Consider the following 20,427-nt stretch of genomic DNA (forward strand, 5'->3'; position numbering starts at 1 on the left):
GCCGTGCCCGAGCTGCCCGAGGTCGAGGTCGTCCGGCGCGGACTGGCCGATCACGTGCTGGACCGCCGGATCGCCGGCGTCGAGGTCCTGCACCCGCGGGCCGTCCGCAGACACCCGACCGGGCCGGACGACTTCACCGGCCGGCTGGGCGGGCGCACCCTGCGGGCGGCGTCCCGCCGTGGGAAGTACCTCTGGCTGGAGCTCGACACCGCCGAACCCGGCGACGACGCGTTGCTCGCACATCTCGGGATGAGCGGGCAGATGCTGGTCGCCGATCCCGGCCGGCCCGACGAGAAGCACCTGCGGGTGCGGATCCGGTTCGACGACGACGGCCCCGAGCTGCGGTTCGTCGATCAGCGCACGTTCGGCGGGCTGTCGGTGCACCCGCTGCGACCGGCGTCCGGTGGCGGGCTGGTCCCGGAACCGGTCGCGCACATCGCCCGCGACCCGATGGATCCGGCGTTCTCCGTCGACGACGCGGTGGCGGCGCTGCGCCGCAGGCGGACCGAGGTCAAGCGGGCGCTGCTGGACCAGACGGTGGTGTCCGGGATCGGGAACATCTACGCCGACGAGGCGCTCTGGCGGGCCCGGCTGCACGGGGTGCGGCCGACCGACCGGATGACCCGCGCCCAGGGGCACGCCGTGCTCGATGCCGCGAGCACCGTGATGAGCGAGGCGCTCGCGCAGGGCGGGACGTCGTTCGATGCGCTCTACGTCAACGTCAACGGGGCCTCGGGCTACTTCGACCGCTCGTTGAACGTCTACGGGCGGGCCGACCGGGCCTGCCGCCGCTGCGGCACCCCGATCCGCCGGGACCACTTCATGAACCGGTCGTCCTTCACCTGCCCGCGCTGCCAGCCCGCGCCGAGGCTCCGCCGCACCTGACGGGCGTCGACACCCCCGGTGCCGCTCCCTGCGGCACGCCGACGGCGACCACCCGACCCCGGTGCAACGCGCTCCACGCTACTGTGGATAACGTAGTACTAGGGGGAACGGAAGAGGGGGGCGATGGACACCAGCCAGTTGTTGAAGGGCGTACTCGATCTCGCGGTACTGGCCGTGCTCGAGCGAGCCGACGGCTACGGCTACGAGGTCGTTCGAGCACTGCGCGGGGCCGGGCTCACCGAGGTCGGTGACGCCTCGGTCTACGGCACGCTGCGCCGGCTCTACGGAGCCGGGCTGCTCACGTCGTACGTGGTGCCGAGCGAAGAGGGGCCGCACCGGAAGTACTACGCGATCAACGAACCGGGCCGGGAACGGCTGCGGGAGACGACGGAACGGTGGCGCGGGTTCGCCACCACGATGAACGGGCTGGTGGGCGCGTGATGGCCGAGACGGATGACCCGACGATCCTGATCCAGGACACGACGACCGCCGAGTACCTGGCCGGGCTGCGGTCCGCGCTGACCGACCTGCCCGACGGTGAGGTCGAGGAGATCGTCGAGGACGCCCGCGGGCACCTGGCGGAGTTGGCCGCGGAGCTCGGTGATGGCTACGACCGCGCCGCGGTGCACCAGCGGCTCGGGACTCCCGAGGCGTACGCGGCGGAGCTGCGGGCGGCCGCCGGGTTCGGTGCCGTACCGGAGACCCCGGTGCAGCGGGGCCGCGGATCCGTCCGGTTCGCGGTGGTGGCGCTGGTGGTGGGCGCCCTGCTCGCCGGCACCGGCGGGCTGGTGGTCCCGTCCGGCGTGCTGGGGCTGGCCCTCGGGCTGCTGGTGGCCCTGATCGGGCTGCTGGCGGTACTCCGTGACGGCCCGCGACAGTCGCCGGCCGCGGCACTGCCCTCGGTGGCCGCGCTGAACCGTGGGCTGCGGACCGGCCCGGATGAGGCGGATGCCTCGCCCCGGGGTGGCCGGGTCGACGTCCCGGCGCTGCTCGCCGGGCTGCAGCCGGGCTGGTGGGTGCTGCGGGCTCTGATCGCGGGTGGCACGGTCGCGTTCCTGTTCACCGGGCAGGGCATGACGGCGCTGGTGGTCGGGACGTTGCTGGGGCTGCTCGCGCTGCCGCTGTCGTTCGCGCTGGGGGCCCGCACCCGAGCCGACCGGCGGCTGCTGTGGATCGTCGTGCCGGTGAACGCCTTCGTCGCCGGCGCGCTGGTGGGGGCGCTGTACGCCCTCGCGACGCCGCCGTGGGGTGGCTACCAGGAGTCCTCGGCCATGCCGGGGCTGCTCCTGGACGGCGAGACGGTGACCGATGTCCGCCCGTTCGACGCGCAGGGCCGCCCGCTGTCCGAGGTGTACCTGTTCGACCAGGACGGCCGCCCGCTGAGCGTGCAGGACATCGGCTGCACCCCGGCCGACGGATCCGGCTTCGACACACCGGCCGAGCCGGTTCCGTACCCGCGCGGGGACCGGACGCCTGATCCGGCCACCGGTGAGTGCGTGACCACCGCGCCGGAGCCGATGATCGTCACCGTCCCCGACGGGGCATCCGCATCCGCGCAGCCGGCACCGGAGTCCACGCCGGCATCGGCACCGGGGTCCGCGCCGGCGCCGGCACCGGGGTCCGCTCCGGCACCCGCGCCGGAATCCGCACCGGAGCAGGGGCCGACCGGCTGAGGCCGGGCCGGGCGCGCACGGGGGTGCGTGCCCGGCTCACGGCTACAACCAGCCGTTGCGCCGGAACATCGTGTAGAGGATCAGCGCGAGCGCGATCATCATGCCGAACGCCATCGGGTAGCCGAAGGCCCAGTGCAGCTCGGGCATGTTGTCGAAGTTCATCCCGTAGATACCGGCGATCAGGCTGGGCGCGAACAGGATCGCCGCCCAGGACGACACCTTCTTCATCTGCTCGTTCTGCGCGAACCCGGCCTCGGTCAACCGGGTCATCTCCTCGTTCTGCCGCTGCGCGACGAGCGTCGCGTTGACGGTGAGGATGTTGCCCAGCAGGTCGCGGAAGCCCTCCACCCGTTCCCGGACCCGGGTGGCGTGGTCGATCACGTCGCGCATCGCCCGGCGCAGCTCCAGATCCGGGGTCTCGCCGGACTTGGCGAACCGGCCGCGCAGCTCGACGAAGATCTCCTGCAGCGGCTCGACCGCCCGCTGGAACGCGATCACCTCGCGGGTGAGCTGGTAGATCCGCCGGGAGACCTGCGGATCGCCCTGGAAAACCTGCTCCTCGATCTGGTCGATGTCGTCCTGCAGGCCGTCGAGGACGGGTGCGTAGTCGTCCACCACCCGGTCCAGGACGGCGTAGAGCACGGCCATCGGGCCGTGTGCGAGCAGATCCGGGTGGCTCTCCAGCCGCTCGCGGACCTCGGCCAGCTCCGGTTCGACGGCGTGCCGCACGGTGATCACGAAGTCCGGGCCGAGGAAAAGGTGCACCTCGCCGATCTGCACGGTCTCGTCGCGGTCGACGTAGCGGGCCGGCCGGAGCACGATGAACTCGGTGTCGCCGTAGCGCTCCATCTTCGGGCGCTGGTGGGCGTTCACGGTGTCCTCGACGGCGAGCGAGTGCAGGTCGAACTCCTTCGCGACCTCCCGGATCTCGTCGTCGTCCGGGCGGAGCATCCCGATCCAGCAGAAGCCGCCGGGCGACTCGACGCGCTGGTCACGGCGACAGCGGTGCAGCTCCGCGAGCGCTCCGTCCACCGACGACGGCGCCGCGGCGCGCCGCCCGTCCACGTACACCGCGTTGTCGATCACCGACATGCTCTCTGCGACCTCCCCGGACTCCTCGCCCCGCCGAGGGTAGCGAGTGGTTCCCCGCCGCAACGGCCCCCGCACGTGACCCACGGCACGACGCCGTCAAGGAGGCGTCAACGCGGGCCGGCGGACCGTCAGGATCACCGTCGGGGCGGCCGCCGGCGGCCCGACGGCGCGCACGATCTCGCACCGGCCGTACCGGACGTTCCGGTGCGGACCGGAGGAGGGGAATCGTGGCCGACGTGGCCTGGCTCGCGCTGGTGGTGGCGTGCTTCGCCGTCCTGGCGCTCGCACTGCACGGGATGGACACGCTGTGATCGCCGATGTCGTGGCGGGGCTCGCGGCGCTGGCGCTGCTCGTCCGCCTGGTGGTCGCGCTGCTGCGCCCGGAGCGTTCCTGATGGCCGGCGTGGCGCAGGTGGCCGTCCTGCTGGCGTTGCTCGCCGCGAGCTGGAAGCCGTTGGGCGACCGGATGGCGCGGGTCTACACCGACACCCGGCACGGACGGGCCGAACGGGTGATCTACCGGCTCTGCCGGGTCGATCCGGGCTCCGGCCAGCGCTGGACGACCTACGCCGCCGGGGTGCTCGGCCTCTCCCTGGTCTCGGTGCTGCTGCTGTACCTGTTCCAGCGGCTGCAGCCGGTGCTGCCGCTGGGATTCGGACGCGGTACCGACGGCTCGGCCACCGTCGCGCCCGCGATGGCGTTCAACACCGCGGTGTCGTTCACGACGAACACGAACTGGCAGTCCTACGTCCCCGAACAGGTGCTCGGGCACACCGTGGCGATGCTCGGCCTGACCGTGCAGAACGTGCTGTCCGCCGCGGTCGGGATGGCGGTGGCGATCGCGCTGGTGCGTGGCTTCACCGCGACCGGCGGCGACGGGCGGATCGGCAACGTGTGGGTGGACGTGACCCGCGGGACCGTCCGGATCCTGCTGCCGCTGGCCGCGGTCGCCGCCGTCGTACTGGTCGCCACCGGTGTCGTGCAGTCGCTGCGCTCCGGGATCGAGGTGACCGGGCCGGACGGATCGGTGCACACCGTCCCGCTGGCGCCCGCCGCGTCCCAGGAGGAGGTGAAGCTGCTCGGCACGAACGGCGGCGGGATCTTCAACGCGAACTCGGCGCACCCGTTCGAGAACCCGACCCCGCTGTCCGACCTGATCGAGATCTACCTGATGCTGGTGATCCCGGTGGCGCTCACCCGCACGTTCGGCGTGCTGGTCGGGCGGGTCCGCGAGGGCGTCGTGCTGCTCGCCGTCGCGACCGGGCTGTGGCTGCTGTTCCTCGGCGCCGCCTGGTTCGCCGAGCTGCACCCGAACGGGCCCGCGGCGCTCGCCGCCGGTGGCGCGCTGGAGGGCAAGGAGACCCGCTTCGGGATCGCCGGGTCGGTGCTGTTCGCGGTGTCCACCACCGGGACGTCCACCGGCGCGGTGAATGCCATGCACGACAGCATGACCGGCGCCGGGGGCGGGATCGTGCTGCTGAACATGCTGCTCGGCGAGGTCGCGCCGGGCGGGGTCGGCGCGGGGCTCTACGGGATCCTGGTGATGGCGGTGGTCGCGGTGTTCATCGCCGGGCAGATGGTCGGACGCACCCCGGAGTACCTGGGCAAGAAGCTCGGCCGCCGGGAGATCACCTGTGCCGCGGTGTCGGTGCTGGTGATGCCGGCACTGGTGCTGATCGGGACCGGACTGACGGTCGCGCTGCCCGCGGTCACCGCCGGCGCACCGGGCGACGCGGGCCCGCACGGTTTCACCGAGCTGCTCTACGCCTGGGCCTCGGCGGCGAACAACAACGGCTCGGCGTTCGCCGGGCTCACCGCTACCGGCGACTTCATGCAGGCCGGACTCGGGGTGGCGATGCTGCTCGGCCGGTTCCTGCCGATCCTGGCGGTGCTCTGCCTGGCCGGCTCGCTGGCCGTGCGGCAACGGGTGCCCGCCGGTGCGGGGACACTGCCCACCGACGGTCCGCTGTTCTGCGGGCTGCTCGGCGGGACGGTGCTGCTGGTGTCGGCGCTGACGTTCCTCCCGGCACTCGCCCTGGGCCCGATCGCCGAGGCGCTGTCGTGACCGGCTGGACGCGTTCCCGGGTGTCGGCGCCGGCCTCCCGCGCCACGGGACGCCCGCTCCGGGGAACGGGCGCCGATACCGCGGGGGTGTGGCGGGCGGCCGCGGTGGAGGCGGTGCGCAAGCTCGACCCGCGGGTGCAGGCCCGCAACCCGGTGCTGCTCGTGGTGTGGACGGGCGCGGTGCTGGTCACCGGGCTCGCGATCACCGGACCGAGCGTGTTCGCGGTGCTCGTCGCACTCTGGCTGTGGTTCACGGTGCTGTTCGCCAACCTGGCCGAGGCCGTCGCCGAGGGCCGAGGCCGGGCCCAGGCCGCGTCGCTGCGGGCCGCGCGGCGCGACACCGTGGCACAGCGGCTGCCGCACGGCACTGATCTCAATACTGATCCCGGTACTGGTCCCGCTACTGGTCCCGGTACCGCTGCCCCCGTGACACCGGTCCCGGCCTCCGAGCTGCGGGTGGGCGATCTGGTCGTCGTCGAGGCGGGGGAGACGGTGCCCGGCGACGGCGACGTCGTGCACGGTGTCGCCTCGGTCGACGAGTCCGCGGTGACCGGTGAGTCGGCCCCGGTGATCCGGGAGGCCGGCGGGGACCGCAGCGCGGTCACCGGTGGCACCACCGTGCTGTCCGACCGGATCGTCGTCCGGATCACGACGCGGCCCGGCGAGACCGTCGTCGACCGGATGATCGCGCTGGTCGAGGGGGCGTCCCGGGCCAGGACGCCGAACGAGATCGCGCTGGGCGTGCTGCTCAGCGCCCTGACGATCGTGCTGCTGCTCGCGGTCGTCGCGATCGCCCCGATGAGCGCGTACGCCGGCGAACGGGTCCCGCTCGTCGTGCTGACCGCACTGCTGGTCTGCCTGATCCCGACGACGATCGGTGCGCTGCTGTCCGCGATCGGCATCGCCGGCATGGACCGGCTGGTACGGCGGGGCGTGCTCGCCACGTCGGGGCGGGCCGTGGAGGCCGCCGGCGACGTCGACACCCTGCTGCTGGACAAGACCGGCACCGTCACCCACGGCAACCGGCGGGCGACCGCGCTGCACCCGGTCGGCGGGACCACCCCCGATGAGCTGGCCGCCGCGGCCCGGCTGGCGAGCCTGGCCGACCCGACCCCGGAGGGTCGCAGCATCGTCGAGCTGTGCGCGTCCGGGTACGGCCTGCCGGCCGGTGCGGACGCCGCCGAGGCGCTCGCCACGGCGGTGCCGTTCAGCGCACGGACCCGGATGTCGGGCATCGACCTCGACGGCGTCGCGGTGCGCAAGGGCGCCGCCGGTGCGGTCCTGGAGTGGGCGTGCGGCGCCGGTGACCGGGCGGAGGTGGACCGGCTGGTGGAGACGGTCTCCGATGCCGGCGGCACGCCGCTGGTGGTGGCGACCGACCCCGGCGGCGGCGCGGTCGAGGGCGGGGAGGCCCGGCTGCTGGGCGTCGTCGAGCTGTCCGACGTCGTCAAACCGGGGATCGCCGAGCGGTTCGCCGAGCTGCGTGCGATGGGGGTCCGCACCGTCATGGTCACCGGGGACAACCCGCGCACCGCGGCGGTGATCGCCGCGCGGGCCGGCGTCGACGAGCACCTCGCCGAGGCCACCCCGGAGGACAAGCTCGCGCTGATCCGGCGCGAGCAGTCCGGCGGGCGCCTGGTCGCGATGACCGGCGACGGCACCAACGACGCCCCGGCACTCGCCCAGGCCGACGTCGGTGTCGCGATGAACACCGGGACGGCGGCGGCGAAGGAGGCCGGGAACATGGTCGATCTCGACTCGGACCCGACCAAGCTCGTCGACATCGTCGAGATCGGCAAGCAGCTGCTGATCACCCGGGGTGCGCTGACCACCTTCTCGGTGGCCAACGACCTGGCCAAGTACTTCGCGATCCTGCCCGCGATGTTCGCCGCGCTGTACCCCCCGCTGGGGGCGCTCGACGTGATGGGGCTGGCCACGCCGCAGTCCGCGGTGCTCTCCGCGGTGATCTTCAACGCGCTGGTGATCGTGGCGCTGATCCCGCTGGCGTTGCGCGGTGTGCGGTACCGGCCGTCGTCGGCGGCCGCGCTGCTGCGCCGCAACCTGCTCGTCTACGGGATCGGTGGGGTGCTCACGCCGTTCGTCGGCATCGCCCTGATCGATCTCGTCGTCCGACTGATCCCGGGGGTGTGAACGGTGTTCGCCGTGCTGCGCAGGCAGACCGCGGCCGGTCTGCGGCTGCTGCTGGTCATGACGCTGCTCTGCGGCGTCGTCTATCCGCTCGGGATCTGGGCGGTCGCCCAGCTGCCCGGGCTCGTCACGGCCGCCGAGGGGTCGCTGCTGCCCGGCGCCGGTGGGCCCACCGGATCGGCACTGATCGGGATCGACCCGGTGGCCGCCGATCCGGCGGCCGATCCGTGGTTCCACACCCGGCCGTCCGCCTCGTCGGCGGACGTGCTGGGCCCGGCCGACACCGCGACGTCCGGCGGATCCAACGCCGGTGGCTTCGACGAGAAGCTGCTGGCCGACGTGACCCGTCGCCGGGAGCTGATCGCTGCCCGGGAGGGGACCGATCCGGCGGCGGTCCCGGTCGATGCGGTGACGGCGTCGGCGTCCGGGCTGGACCCGGACATCAGCCCCGGTTATGCCGCGCTGCAGGTGCCCCGGGTCGCCCGGGTCACCGGGCTGACGCCCGAGGTGGTGACCGGGCTGGTCGCCCGTGCTACCGACGGCCGCACGTTCGGGGTGCTCGGCGAGCCGCGGGTGAACGTCCCCGAACTGAACGCCGCAGTGCAGGACGCCGCCGGGACCGGGGATTCCGGGCCGGGGGCGCCGGTCGCCAGAATGGTGCCGTGAACAGGGGTGAGCTGCGGATCCACCTCGGGGCGGCGCCCGGGGTGGGCAAGACGTTCGCGATGCTCGCCGAGGCGCACCGGCGGCGCGACCGGGGCACCGACGTCGTCGTCGGGATCGTCGAGACGCACGGCCGGGAGCGGACCTCCGCGCTGCTGGCGGGCCTGGAGGTGCTGCCGCGCCGTCGCGTGGAGCACGCCGGGACGGTGCTCGAGGAGCTCGATCTCGACGCGGTGCTCGCCCGCGGACCACAGGTCGTGCTGGTCGACGAGCTGGCGCACACCAACGCGCCGGGTTCGCGGCACGCCAAGCGCTGGCAGGACGTGGAGGTCCTGCTCGACGCCGGGATCGACGTCCTGTCCACGGTGAACGTCCAGCACCTGGAGTCGCTCGGCGACGTCGTGCACACCATCACCGGGGTCCGGCAGCGGGAGACGGTGCCCGACGAGGTGGTCCGCCGGGCCGGGCAGCTGGAGCTGGTCGACATCACCCCGGAGGCGCTGCGCCGGCGCCTGGCTCACGGCAACGTCTATCCGGCTGCGCAGGTCGACGCGGCACTGGCGCACTACTTCCGGCTGCCGAACCTGATCGCGCTGCGCGAGCTCGCGCTGCGCTGGGTGGCCGACGAGGTCGACGTCGCGCTGCGCAGGCAGCGGGTCGCGGAGCAGGTCACCGACGTCTGGGAGACCCGGGAGCGGGTGGTGGTCGCGCTCACCGGCGGGCCGGAGTCGGAGACGGTACTGCGCCGCGCCGCGCGGATCGCGAAACGGGCCGGCCTGGCCGACCTGCACGCGGTGCACGTGCTGCGCGGCGACGGGCTGGCCCCGGCGGCACCGGCGGCGGTGGACCGGCTCCGCACGCTCGCCGCGGACGTCGGCGCCACCTTCCACACCGCCGTCGGCGACGGTGGCGCGGACTCCGTGTTACGGGCGCTGCTCGACTTCGTGCGCGGCGTGAACGCGACCCAGCTGGTGCTCGGGACGTCGCGCCGGACCAGACTGGCCCGGCTGTTCGATCCGGGGATCGCGGCCAGGGTGGTCCAGGAATCGGGGCCGATCGACGTGCACATGGTCACCCACGACGCGGCGGGCCGGGCGCTGAGGCTGCCCGGGCTGCGCGCCGCGCTGCCGCTGTCACGGCGGGTACCGGGCTGGGTGCTCGCCGTGCTCGGCCCCGCCGTGGTGACCGTCGTCGGGGCGGTGGCATCGGCGGACCGGATCGACGTGACCACCGACGCGATGCTCTACCTGCTCGCGACCGTGTTCGCCGCGCTGGTCGGCGGCCTGGGCCCCGCTCTGCTGGCGGCCGTGCTCGGTGGGGCGTTGCTGAGCTGGTTCCACTATCCGCCGCTGTACTCGGTGGCCCTGGCGAGCACCGGCAACCTGGTCAGCATCGTGACCATGCTGCTGGTCGGTGTGCTGGTCGCGCTGGTGGTGGACCGGGCGGCGCGAGGTGCCGAGCAGGCCGCCAGGGCCCGGGCCGAGGCGACGTTGCTCGCCGCGTTCGCGCGGACGGTGCTGACCGGCGCCGATCCGCTGCCGCGGCTGCTGACCCAGCTCCGGGAGACCTTCGGCCTGCGCTCCGCGGCGCTGCTGGAACGCCGGCCGGACCGGACCTGGTCGACGGTCGCGGTGTCCGGCCCGGACGAGTGCGCGCGTCCGGAGCTGGCCGACGTCGACGTCGTCGTCGAGGAGGGGACGCACCTGGTCGGCACCGGGCGGGCGCTGCCGGCATCGGACCGGCGGCTGCTGGAGACGGTCGGTGGGCAGGCGCTGCTCGCGCTGCGCGGTGAGCGGGCCGCGGCCGGCGCCGCCGCCGCCGAGCGCCGGGCGGCGATCAACGAGACCCGCGGGGCACTGCTGTCGGCCGTCGGACACGATCTGCGCAGCCCGCTGACCTCGATCAAAGCAGCCGCCGGGAGCCTGCGGGATCCGTCGCTGCCGCTGTCGGTCGCCGACCGGGCCGAGCTGCTCGCGACCGTCGAGGAATCCGTGGACCGGTTGACCGGGCTGGTGGGGAACCTGCTGGACTCCTCCCGGCTCGCCGCCGGTGCGGTGACACCGCTGCTGGCCCCGGTCGGCTACGGCGAGGTCGCGGCCTGCGCGCTGCTCGGTGTCGAGGGCGCCGAGCGGGTGCGGATCGAGATCCGTGAGGACGCCCCGGACGTGCTCGCGGACGCAGGACTGCTGGAACGGGTGGTGGCCAACGTGATCGACAACGCGATACGGCACGGCGCGGCGGACGGGGCCGAGCCGGACGTCGTACTGCGGGCCAGCGCGTACGACGACCGGGTGGAGCTGCGGGTCGTCGATCGCGGCCCCGGCGTCCCGCACCGCCGGTGGGGCGAGCTGTTCGCCGCGTTCCAGCGGCTCGGTGACCGCGACGCCGCCGCCGGGCTCGGGCTGGGGCTGTCGGTGGCCCGCGGGCTGACCGCCGTGATGGACGGCGAGCTGACCGCGGAGGACACCCCCGGCGGCGGGCTCACCGTCGTCGTCTCGCTGCCGGTGGCGCCTGCCGGGGCGCACCGGTGAGCGGGCGGGGGACCCGGGTGCTGGTCGTCGACGACGACCCGCAGATCCTGCGTGCGCTGCGGATCAACCTGACCGCGCACGGCTACACGGTGACCGTCGCCGCGGACGGTTCGGCCGCGCTGCGGGCGGCCGCGGACGGGCATCCGGACGTCGTCGTCCTCGATCTCGGGCTGCCCGACCTGGAGGGCACCGAGGTGATCGCCGGGCTGCGCGGCTGGAGCACCGTCCCGATCGTGGTGCTGTCGGCCCGCGCCGACTCCTCGGACAAGGTCCGGGCGCTCGACGCCGGTGCCGACGACTACGTCACGAAGCCGTTCGGCATGGCGGAGCTGCTGGCCCGGCTGCGGGCCGCGGTGCGGCGGGCGGCGGTGTCGTCGGTCGACGGGGAGGCGGTGGTCACGACCGACGACTTCACGGTCGACCTGGCGGCGAAGACGGTGCTGCGGGCCGGCGGCGACGAGGTGCACCTGACACCCACCGAGTGGGGGATCCTCGAGCTCCTGGTGCGGCACCGCGGCAAGCTCGTCGGCCAGCGGCAGGTGCTGCACGAGGTGTGGGGCCCGCGCTACGACACCGAGACCCACTACCTGCGGGTCTACCTGGCCCAGCTGCGGCGCAAGCTCGAACCGGTGCCGGCCCGCCCGCGGTACCTGATCACCGAGGCCGGGATGGGCTACCGGTTCGAGGGCTGAGCCCTCGGGTCCGCGCCGACGTTCGCCGCGCCCGAGATTCTCGGCGCCCGAAGCATCCAGCGCCCGACGTGCTCAGCGGCCGAAGTACTCAGCGCCCGAAGTTCTGTGTCCAGTAGCCGCCGGCCAGCCCGACCCCGATCGTCGACAGCGAGCAGTCGAGGATGTTCTTCCGGTGCCCGGGCGAGGCCATCCAGTCCGCGACGACGGTGGCCGCGTCCGGCTGTCCGGCGGCGATGTTCTCCGCGCCGGGGGAGGGATGACCGGCCGCGGTCATCCGGTCGGCGAAGTCCCGGCCGTCCCGGCTGTCGTGCGAGAAGTAGCCGTTCGCGGCCATGTCCTCGCTGTGCCCCTGCGCGGCCGCGTTGATCCGCGGATCCACCCGCAGCGCGCTGCAGCCCGCGGCCGCCCGCTCGACGTTGGTGAGCTCCACGACCAGGGCGAGCTGGCCGCTGAGCCCGGCCGTGGACGGTGCCGGGCGGCCGGCGTCCCGGGCCGCGTCCCGGCCCGCATCCCCGCCCGCATCGGCCCCGGGCCGGGGGGCGGCGTCGAGCGCGGCCCGGTGCGCCTGCGCCGCGGCGACCGCGGCCCTGGCCGGGGCGCCCGGGTCGGCGGGGGAGCCCGCGAAGGCCTCCCTCGCCGCGCGCGCGGCGAGCAGCGCCGGCGGCGGCGCGGTGTCGGTGGGGCCGGGCCCGGCGGTGGGAAGAGTGGCCGTCGCCGCGCCGGCCGGGCGCAGCGGGACCGTCTCCTCGATCGCGCCTGCCGGGCCGGGCAGCGTGCCACCGAGCGGTGTCAGCGGAGCGGCCATGGCCAGCACGGCGCCCGCACCCACCCCGCCGAGCATCGCCCTGGCGGCGCGCGGTGAACGTGATCTTGTCACGGTCGCGTAACGTACCAGTACTGTGAGTAGCAGTACAGATTCGGCCGTTCGGCTCATCGCGTGGGTCCAGGGGACCGTGCAGGGGGTCGGTTTCCGCTGGTGGACCCGCTCCCGGGCGCTGGAGCTGGGACTCGTCGGGCAGGCCAGGAACCTCCGCGACGGGCGGGTCGCGGTGACGGCGGAGGGTGACCGCGACGCCTGTGAGCAGCTGCTGGCGCTGCTCCGCGGCCCGGACACCCCGGGCCGGGTGACCTCGGTGGCCGAGCAGTGGGGCGAGCCGGGCGGCGCGTTCGAGGGCTTCACCGAGGCGTGAACCGGGCCCCGGCGCCCACGGTGCGGCGCCGACCGACGAGTTCTTGTCGGTGCCGGGGTCTACAACGGTGCACACCGACTCGAAGGGGAGCACCATGGCCGTCTCGATGAACCCGTACCTGCACTTCGACAACACCTCCCGGCAGGCGATGGAGTTCTACCGCTCGGTGTTCGGCGGGGAGCTGAGCATCATGACCTTCGGTGACATGGGCGCCGAGGGGCCGGTGCCGCCGCCCGACGGGGTGATGCACTCCCACCTGCAGACGCCCGACGGTTTCGTGCTGATGGCGTCCGACGGCGACCCGGATCGGCCGATCGGGGCCGATCCGGCCGGCGTCTCGATCAGCGTCTCCGGTGACGATCTCGCTCGTCTGGGTGGCTGGTTCGGCGCGCTCGCCGAGGGCGGCGTCGTCGACGTGCCGTTCGAGAAGCAGATGTGGGGAGACGTGTTCGGTCAGGTCACCGACCGGTTCGGGGTGCGCTGGGTGGTGAACGCGGCGTCGCCGGCGGCCTGAGCGTGCCGGGCGGGTCCCCCGGGAATGCCGGCCCGCCCCCGGTAGCCTGACGCTTCCCCCGCAGCTGGAGACCGCACCCGTGCACCTGAAGACGCTGACGATGAAGGGCTTCAAGTCCTTCGCCTCGGCCACCACGCTGCGTCTGGAGCCGGGGATCACCTGTGTGGTCGGGCCCAACGGGTCGGGCAAGTCCAACGTGGTCGACGCGATCAGCTGGGTGCTCGGCGAGCAGGGCGCCAAGGCGCTGCGCGGCGGCAAGATGGAGGACGTCATCTTCGCCGGCACCTCGGGGCGGGCGCCGCTGGGCCGCGCCGAGGTGACGCTGACGATCGACAACAGCGACGGGGCGCTGCCGATCGACTACTCCGAGGTCTCGGTGACCCGGCGGATGTTCCGCGACGGGGCGGGCGAGTACGAGATCAACGGCTCCCGAGCCCGGCTGCTGGACGTGCAGGAGCTGCTGTCCGACTCGGGCATCGGCCGGGAGATGCACGTGATCGTCGGGCAGGGGCAGCTCGACGGTGTGCTGCAGTCCAAGCCGGAGGACCGGCGCGCCTACATCGAGGAGGCGGCCGGGGTCCTCAAGCACCGCAAGCGCAAGGAGAAGGCGCTGCGGAAGCTCGATGCGATGCAGGCCAATCTGACCCGGCTCACCGACCTCACCGCCGAGCTGCGCCGCCAGCTCAAGCCGCTGGGCAGGCAGGCCGAGATCGCGCGCCGGGCGCAGTCGGTGCAGACCGAGCTGCGCGACGCCCGGCTCCGGCTCTCCGCCGACGATCTCGTCACCCTGCAGGGCGAGGTCGCCCGCGAGGAGGCGGGCCAGGAGCAGGCCCGGCGGCGCCGCGCCGAGGTCGAGGAGCAGCTCACCGGGGCCCGGGAGAGCGAGCAGGAGCTGGCGGCAGCCCTCGCGCAGGACGCACCGCGTCTCGCCGCGGCCCAGGACACCTGGTACCAGCTCTCCGCGCTGGCCGAGCGGCTGCGCGGCACGGTCCGGCTCGCCCAGGAACGGGTCCGGCACCTCACGTCCTCGGAGGCTGCCGAACGCACCCCCGGCCGGGACCCGGACGAGACCGAGGCCGAGGCCGACGCGATCGCCGAGCAGGAGGAGGAGCTGGTCGACGCGGTCGCGCAGGCCCGCCGCCGGCTCGACGAGGTGATCGCGGAGAAGGCGGAACGCGAACGCACCCTCGCCGCCGCCGAGCGCGAGCACATGGCGGCGGTCCGCGCGCTCGCCGACCGCCGGGCCGGCATCGCGACCCTCGCCGGCAAGGCCGACGCGCTGCGCTCGGGGGCGGCCGCGACGGCCGAGGAGATCGAGCGGCTGTCCGAGGCACTCACCGAGGCCGCCGGGCGCACCGAGGCGGCGCGGGCCGAGCTGGAATCGGCCCGGGAGGAGCTGGGCATCGAGTCCGGCGACGGCGAGGACGCGCTCGCCGTCCGCGTCGAGCAGGCCGAGGCGGCGCACCGGGCGGCCGCCGAGCGGGTCGCGGAGCTGGTGCGGGCCGAGCGCGACGCCGAACAGCGCCGGGCGCACTGGCGGGCCCGGGTGGATGCGCTCGGAGTCGGCCTGGTCCGCCGGGACGGCACCGGTGCCCTGTTGGATTCCGCGCCGGACGGGCTGCTGGGCGCGGTCGCCGAGCTCGTCGTCGTCGAACCGGCCGGGCGGGCCGCGGTGGCGGCCGCGCTGGGCGAGGTCGCCGAGGGGGTCGCGGTCGCATCGGTCCCGTCGGCCGCCGCGGCGCTGCGCGCCCTGCGCACCGGGGACTCCGGCCGGGCGGCGCTGCTGGTCGGCGGTGACGGTGCCGCCGACGGGCCGCCGGCCCGGATCGCGGTGCCCGACGGCGATCCGCCCGCGGGCCGCTGGGCCGCCGGGTTCGTCACCGCCCCGCCCGCGCTCGGTGCGGCGCTCGCGGCGCTGCTGCGCGACGTCGTCGTGGTCGACGACCTGGACTCCGCGGCGGCCGCGCTGGCCGCCCGGCCCGGGCTGACCGCCGTCACCACCGACGGCGACCTGCTGACCGCGCACGCCGCCCGCGGCGGCGCCGGTGCGGGGGAGGGCGCGCTGCAGCTGCAGGCCGCGGTGGACGACGCGGTCGCCGAGCGGGACCGGGTGGACTCCGAGCTGGAGTCGCTGCGGCCGACCGCCGAGGGCGCCCGCGCCGAGGAGCAGGCCAGGGCAGCGGACCTGCAGCAGGCCCGGTCGGCGGTCGCGGAGGCGGAGAAGCGGCGCTCCGCCGCGGCCGCCCAGCTCGGCCGGCTGGAGCAGGTCGTCACCTCGGCCGGTGCCGAGGCGCAGCGGCTGCGCGAACGGCGCGACGCGGTGGAGGCCCGCCGCTCCGAGTCGCTGATCGAGCTGGAGGCCGCCGAGCACCAGCTGTCGATCGCCGAGGACGTCCCGGTCGACGACGAGCCGGACACCGAGCTGCGCGACGAGGCCGCCGAGCGCGTCGAGGAGGTCCGCTCGGAGGAGGTCGAGTGCCGGCTGGCGCTGCGCACCGCCGAGGAACGGGCCAGTGCGATCGCCGGCCGGGCCGAGTCGCTGCGCCGGCAGGCGCAGGCCGAGCGCCAGGCCAGGGCCCGGGCCGCGGCGGCGGCGCAGGAGCGGGAACGGGCCGGGGAGATCGCGCGCCTGGTCGTCGACGCGGGAGAGCTGGCGGTGTCGCGGATCGAGGTCTCGCTGGCGGCCGCGGCCGCGGAGCGCGACGAGATCCAGGCCGCCCGCGCCGACCGCGACCGGGCGCACCGCGAGGCCCGGGACGCCACGACCCGGCTGACCGCGCTGCTGGAGAAGCTGACCGACGCCGTGCACCGCGACGAGATGGTGCGTCAGCAGACCCGGATGCGCCTCGAGCAGCTGACCGAGCGGGTGCTCGCCGACCACGGCATCGGGATCGACGACCTGGTCGGCGAGTACGGGCCGGACGTGCCGGTTCCGGCGTCGGAGGCCGAGACCGCCGAGTACGAGGCGGCCCGCGAGCGGGGCGAGCAGGTGTCGGCGCCGCCGCCGGTGCCGTTCGACCGGGCCACCCAGGAACGCAGGCTCAAGCGGGCCGAGAAGGACCTCGCCCAGCTGGGCAAGGTCAATCCGCTCGCGCTGGAGGAGTTCGCGGCGCTCGAGGAGCGCTACCGGTTCCTGTCCACCCAGCTCGAGGACCTCAAGAACACCCGCCGCGACCTGCTGACCGTGGTCCGCGAGGTGGACGACAAGATCCTGCAGGTCTTCACGACCGCCTACCACGACGTGGCCAGGGAGTTCGAGATCGTCTTCGCGACGCTGTTCCCCGGGGGCGACGGCCGGCTCGTCCTGACCGACCCGGAGGACATGCTGACCACCGGTATCGAGGTCGAGGCCCGGCCGCCGGGCAAGAAGGTGAAGCGGCTGTCGCTGCTCTCCGGCGGTGAGCGCTCGCTGACCGCGATGGCGCTGCTGGTCGCGATCTTCCGGGCGCGGCCGTCGCCGTTCTACGTGCTCGACGAGATCGAGGCAGCCCTCGACGACGTCAACCTCCGCAGGCTGATCTCGCTGCTGGAGGAGCTCCGCGCGGCCAGCCAGCTGATCGTCATCACCCACCAGAAGCCGACGATGGAGGTCGCCGACGCGCTCTACGGCGTCTCCATGCGCGGTGACGGCATCACCCAGGTCATCTCGCAGCGGTTGCGGCCCGCCTCCTAGTTCCACGACGGGGCGCCGGCGACCGGGGCCGCGACGCGTCCCGGTGTCGCGCGCGGCCCGGAACCCGGGCGTGGCAGGGTTGTGCGGGTGACCACGCAGACCATCTGGATCGTCGTCGCGGTCGTCGTCGCCGTGCTGCTGATCGCCGTCCTCGTCGGGGTGCTGATCTCCCGGAGGCGGCGGATCAGTCTGCGCTCCGACGACGAGTCGACGCCCGAGCTCGAGACCGACCGGGAACCACCGCGGGCAGGAGGCAGCTACCAGGCCGGTGGCGGGTTCGACTTCGCCTCGGGCACGGCCACGGCACCCGAGCGCCCCGGTGACGGCGCTGACGGCGCTGACGGGGCGGCCGACGCCGGCGGCGCGGCCCGTCCGGGCGCCGACGAGGGCCCCACCGCCGACGAGGTGCGCACACCGCCCGGTGGCACACCGGTCGTCGGTGGCGCCACCGAGGCCCGGACGCCGCCCGGCGGGATCCCGGTCAGCACCGCACCGCCGGTCACCTCGGGGCGGGCGCCGAGCGGCCCGACCGTCCGGACCGAGCCCGCGACCGCGCGGCCGGGGGACCCCGGCGCCGGTGCGGGCAGCCGGGTGATCGATACGGCCGAGGCCAGCAAGGACCCGGAGACCCGGCAGCTCACCCGCCCGGACGCCGCGCCCGGTGCGCCGGTCGGGTCGGCCGGTGCAGCGGTCACCGAGCAGCTCCCGGCGCCCGGGACCGCCCCGACCGAGCCGGTCGCCCGGCCGGACGCCGATCCCGGCAGCACCACCGGCACCCCGGCGCCCGCCGCGGATCCGGCGGCACCGGTGGCCCCCACGGCGCCGGCCGAGGAGATCGCCCCCGCCGAGGGCCGGATCGGCCGCCTGCGCGGCAGGCTGTCGCGTTCCCGGTCCGGTCTCGGGCAGAGCCTGCTCGGCCTGCTCGGCGCCGGTGACCTGGACGACGAGTCGTGGGAGGACGTCGAGGCCACCCTGCTCCAGGCCGATCTCGGCCCGGAGATGACCGCGGAGATCACCGAGCGGCTGCGCGAGCAGCTCGCCACCCGCGGTGTGCGCACCGCCGAGCAGGTCCGCCAGACCCTGCACGACGTGCTCGTCGAGGCGCTCGACACCGGCCAGAACCGGTCGGTGCACGCGCTGCCGCACGACGGTCGCCCGGCGGTGCTGCTCGTCGTCGGGGTGAACGGCACCGGCAAGACCACCACCACCGGCAAGCTCGCCCGCGTGCTGGTCGCCGGGGGCCGCCGGGTCACCCTCGGTGCCGCGGACACGTTCCGGGCCGCGGCCGCCGAGCAGCTGGTGACCTGGGGCGAGCGCTCCGGGGCCGGCGTCGTACGCGGGGCGGAGGGCGCCGACCCGGCGTCGGTGGCGTTCGAGGCCGTCAAACGGGGTACCTCCGACGCCGTCGACGCCGTCCTGCTCGACACCGCGGGCCGCCTGCACACCAAGACCGGCCTGATGGACGAGCTGGGCAAGGTCAAGCGGGTGGTGGAGAAGCAGGCCCGGGTCGACGAGGTGCTGCTCGTGCTGGACGCGACGACCGGTCAGAACGGGCTCACCCAGGCCCGGGTGTTCGGCGAGGTCGTCGACGTCACCGGGATCGCGCTCACCAAGCTGGACGGCACCGCCAAGGGCGGGATCGTGTTCCGGGTCCAGCGCGAGCTCGGCGTCCCGGTGAAGCTGGTGGGCCTCGGCGAGGGGCCGGACGATCTCGCGCCGTTCGAGCCGAAGGCGTTCGTCGACGCGTTGCTGAATTGATCCGAGCTCCGCAACGGAGTAGTCCACTACTCCGTGCGGAGCCTCACAAACTGGACCTTTCGGGCGACAGTTCGAGTGGGGCATCCAGTTGCGTAACCGAAGCGTCATGAGTCCAGGGCCTCTGTTAACGCCTGCGAAACGCGTGAGGATCGATCGCGAAACACGCCCTGACCATGCTTCCCGCCCAGTCAGTCATGACAGACCTGGGAGGGTTAACCAGTGGAAGGTCTCAACAGCGGCGACACCGCGTGGATCTTGACGTGTGCCGCGTTCGTGATGCTCATGACGCCAGGACTGGCGCTGTTCTACGGCGGCCAGGCAGGCTCGAAGAGCGTCCTGAACATGATGATGATGGTGTTCAGTGCGCTGGGCCTCGTCGGCGTCCTGTGGATCCTGTACGGCTACTCGATGGTCTTCGGTGCGGACATCGGCGGAGGGCTGCTCGGTAACCCGGGCACCTACTTCGGTCTGACCTCCATCCTGGAGAACGACGAGGCGTCCGAGCTGGTTCCCGAGCTGGCAATCGTCGGATTCCAGGCGATGTTCGCGATCCTCACCACCGCGCTGATCGCCGGTGCGGCGGCGGATCGGATGAAGTTCGGCGCCTGGATGCTGTTCTCCGGCCTCTGGGTCACCCTGGTCTACTTCCCGGTCGCGCACTGGGTCTTCGACCTCGACCAGGGCTGGATCGCCACCAGTCTCGGCGCGCTGGACTTCGCCGGTGGTACCGCGGTGCACATCAACGCCGGTGTCGCCGCCCTGGTGCTCTGCATCATCATGGGCAAGCGCCGCAGCTGGCCGCGTGAGGCCGCCCGCCCGCACAACCTGACCATGGTCATGCTCGGTGCCGGCATCCTCTGGTTCGGCTGGTTCGGCTTCAACGCCGGTTCCGCCGGTGCGGCCGACTGGGCCGCGGGCTTCGCCTTCGTCAACACGATCGCCGCGACCGCCGCCGCCATTCTCGGCTGGCTGATCGTCGAGAAGCTGCGCTACGGCAAGGCCACCTCGCTGGGTGCCGCCTCCGGCATCGTGGCCGGTCTGGTCGCCATCACCCCGGCCGCCGCTGCGGTCTCCCCGCTGGGTGCGCTGGTCGTCGGTGCGGTCGCCGGTGCGCTGAGCGCCTACGCGGTGGGCCTGAAGTACAAGCTGGGCTACGACGACTCGTTCGACGTCGTCGGCGTCCACTTCGTCTCCGGCCTCTGGGGCACCCTGGCCATCGGCTTCTTCGGCACCGCGGTGGCGCCGGACGCGACCGACGGTCTGTTCTACGGTGGCGGCGTGTCGCAGCTGGGTATCCAGGCGGTCGCCGCACTGGCCACCATCGTCTACTGCGCCATCGTCACCACGATCATCGTCTACATCGTGAAGTTCACGATCGGCCTGCGGGTCGAGGACGAGTCGGAGCAGGCCGGCATCGACGAGGCCGAGCACGCCGAGACCGGCTACGAGCTGTCCGGCCTGCGCGGCGGCGGTGGACTCGGCTCCGCCCCGAAGCCCCCGGCCGCGGCGGCGCCCACCACCCCGGCGAAGCAGGAGGCCTGACCC

The 20,427-nt window shown here is 74.1% G+C and carries 15 protein-coding genes; 13 read left to right on the forward strand and 2 right to left on the reverse strand.

Annotated elements, in window-relative coordinates; translation table 11 throughout:
* The first annotated feature begins 3 nt into the window (after positions 1-3).
* The 3 genes from mutM (at position 4) to Pdca_RS09225 (ending at position 2,558) form a co-directional block, all read left to right on the forward strand.
* Positions 4-885: a bifunctional DNA-formamidopyrimidine glycosylase/DNA-(apurinic or apyrimidinic site) lyase gene (mutM, locus tag Pdca_RS09215; RefSeq protein WP_085912379.1), complete on the forward strand. Its 882-nt coding sequence runs from the start codon at positions 4-6 to the stop codon at positions 883-885.
* Positions 886-1,008: 123 nt separating this feature from the next.
* Complete coding sequence (locus tag Pdca_RS09220) at positions 1,009-1,326, forward strand: PadR family transcriptional regulator (protein ID WP_085912380.1); 318 nt, start codon at positions 1,009-1,011, stop codon at positions 1,324-1,326.
* The gene (locus Pdca_RS09225; protein ID WP_085912381.1) at positions 1,326-2,558 is read left to right on the forward strand and encodes an HAAS signaling domain-containing protein; all 1,233 of its coding nucleotides are present in this window, start codon (positions 1,326-1,328) and stop codon (positions 2,556-2,558) included. The genes Pdca_RS09220 and Pdca_RS09225 overlap by 1 nt, the downstream gene beginning before the upstream one ends.
* A 42-nt stretch (positions 2,559-2,600) precedes the next feature.
* Here the strand turns inward: Pdca_RS09225 and Pdca_RS09230 are convergent, their stop codons facing one another.
* The gene (locus Pdca_RS09230; RefSeq protein WP_085912382.1) at positions 2,601-3,650 is read right to left on the reverse strand and encodes a magnesium and cobalt transport protein CorA; all 1,050 of its coding nucleotides are present in this window, start codon (positions 3,648-3,650) and stop codon (positions 2,601-2,603) included.
* A gap of 393 nt (positions 3,651-4,043) precedes the next feature.
* Between Pdca_RS09230 and kdpA the strand changes: the two genes are divergently transcribed.
* From kdpA to Pdca_RS09260, 5 genes are all read left to right on the forward strand, one after another.
* Positions 4,044-5,714 carry a potassium-transporting ATPase subunit KdpA gene (kdpA, locus tag Pdca_RS09240; protein WP_085912383.1) on the forward strand — a complete coding sequence of 557 codons (1,671 nt, stop codon included), beginning with the start codon at positions 4,044-4,046 and terminating at the stop codon, positions 5,712-5,714.
* Positions 5,715-5,800: 86 nt separating this feature from the next.
* Positions 5,801-7,864: a potassium-transporting ATPase subunit KdpB gene (kdpB, locus tag Pdca_RS09245; protein ID WP_232021655.1), complete on the forward strand. Its 2,064-nt coding sequence runs from the start codon at positions 5,801-5,803 to the stop codon at positions 7,862-7,864.
* Positions 7,865-7,867: 3 nt separating this feature from the next.
* On the forward strand, positions 7,868-8,527 hold the full coding sequence (locus Pdca_RS09250) for a potassium-transporting ATPase subunit C (protein WP_085912384.1): 660 nt from the start codon (positions 7,868-7,870) through the stop codon (positions 8,525-8,527).
* The gene (locus Pdca_RS09255) at positions 8,524-11,055 is read left to right on the forward strand and encodes a sensor histidine kinase (protein WP_232021485.1); all 2,532 of its coding nucleotides are present in this window, start codon (positions 8,524-8,526) and stop codon (positions 11,053-11,055) included. The genes Pdca_RS09250 and Pdca_RS09255 overlap by 4 nt, the downstream gene beginning before the upstream one ends.
* On the forward strand, positions 11,052-11,747 hold the full coding sequence (locus Pdca_RS09260; protein ID WP_085912385.1) for a response regulator: 696 nt from the start codon (positions 11,052-11,054) through the stop codon (positions 11,745-11,747). Before Pdca_RS09255 ends, Pdca_RS09260 begins: the two co-directional genes overlap by 4 nt.
* An 88-nt stretch (positions 11,748-11,835) precedes the next feature.
* Here Pdca_RS09260 and Pdca_RS36760 read toward each other — a convergent pair whose 3' ends face one another.
* The gene (locus Pdca_RS36760; protein ID WP_232021486.1) at positions 11,836-12,624 is read right to left on the reverse strand and encodes a CAP domain-containing protein; all 789 of its coding nucleotides are present in this window, start codon (positions 12,622-12,624) and stop codon (positions 11,836-11,838) included.
* Between the two features lie 22 nt (positions 12,625-12,646).
* On the opposite strand from Pdca_RS36760, the gene Pdca_RS09270 reads away from it, so the two are divergent.
* From Pdca_RS09270 to Pdca_RS09290, 5 genes are all read left to right on the forward strand, one after another.
* Positions 12,647-12,937: an acylphosphatase gene (locus Pdca_RS09270; RefSeq protein ID WP_085912386.1), complete on the forward strand. Its 291-nt coding sequence runs from the start codon at positions 12,647-12,649 to the stop codon at positions 12,935-12,937.
* 94 nt (positions 12,938-13,031) lie between these two features.
* Complete coding sequence (locus Pdca_RS09275; protein ID WP_085912512.1) at positions 13,032-13,451, forward strand: VOC family protein; 420 nt, start codon at positions 13,032-13,034, stop codon at positions 13,449-13,451.
* Positions 13,452-13,530: 79 nt separating this feature from the next.
* Positions 13,531-17,124, forward strand: a complete 3,594-nt coding sequence (gene smc, locus Pdca_RS09280) for a chromosome segregation protein SMC (protein WP_085912387.1) — start codon at positions 13,531-13,533, stop codon at positions 17,122-17,124.
* Between the two features lie 87 nt (positions 17,125-17,211).
* Positions 17,212-18,882, forward strand: a complete 1,671-nt coding sequence (ftsY, locus tag Pdca_RS09285) for a signal recognition particle-docking protein FtsY (RefSeq protein ID WP_085912513.1) — start codon at positions 17,212-17,214, stop codon at positions 18,880-18,882.
* Between the two features lie 276 nt (positions 18,883-19,158).
* Positions 19,159-20,424, forward strand: a complete 1,266-nt coding sequence (locus Pdca_RS09290; RefSeq protein ID WP_085912514.1) for an ammonium transporter — start codon at positions 19,159-19,161, stop codon at positions 20,422-20,424.
* Positions 20,425-20,427: the final 3 nt, after the last annotated feature.

The organism is Pseudonocardia autotrophica (assembly GCF_003945385.1).
Classification (GTDB): domain Bacteria; phylum Actinomycetota; class Actinomycetes; order Mycobacteriales; family Pseudonocardiaceae; genus Pseudonocardia; species Pseudonocardia autotrophica.

Coding starts and splice junctions, on each gene's coding strand:
- Pdca_RS09275 (WP_085912512.1), top strand. CDS start 13,032: ATGGCCGTCTCGATGAACCCGTACCTGCACTTCGACAACACCTCCCGG.
- Pdca_RS09230 (WP_085912382.1), bottom strand. CDS start 3,650: ATGTCGGTGATCGACAACGCGGTGTACGTGGACGGGCGGCGCGCCGCG.
- Pdca_RS09220 (WP_085912380.1), top strand. CDS start 1,009: ATGGACACCAGCCAGTTGTTGAAGGGCGTACTCGATCTCGCGGTACTG.
- Pdca_RS09290 (WP_085912514.1), top strand. CDS start 19,159: ATGCTCATGACGCCAGGACTGGCGCTGTTCTACGGCGGCCAGGCAGGC.
- kdpA (WP_085912383.1), top strand. CDS start 4,044: ATGGCCGGCGTGGCGCAGGTGGCCGTCCTGCTGGCGTTGCTCGCCGCG.
- Pdca_RS09225 (WP_085912381.1), top strand. CDS start 1,326: ATGGCCGAGACGGATGACCCGACGATCCTGATCCAGGACACGACGACC.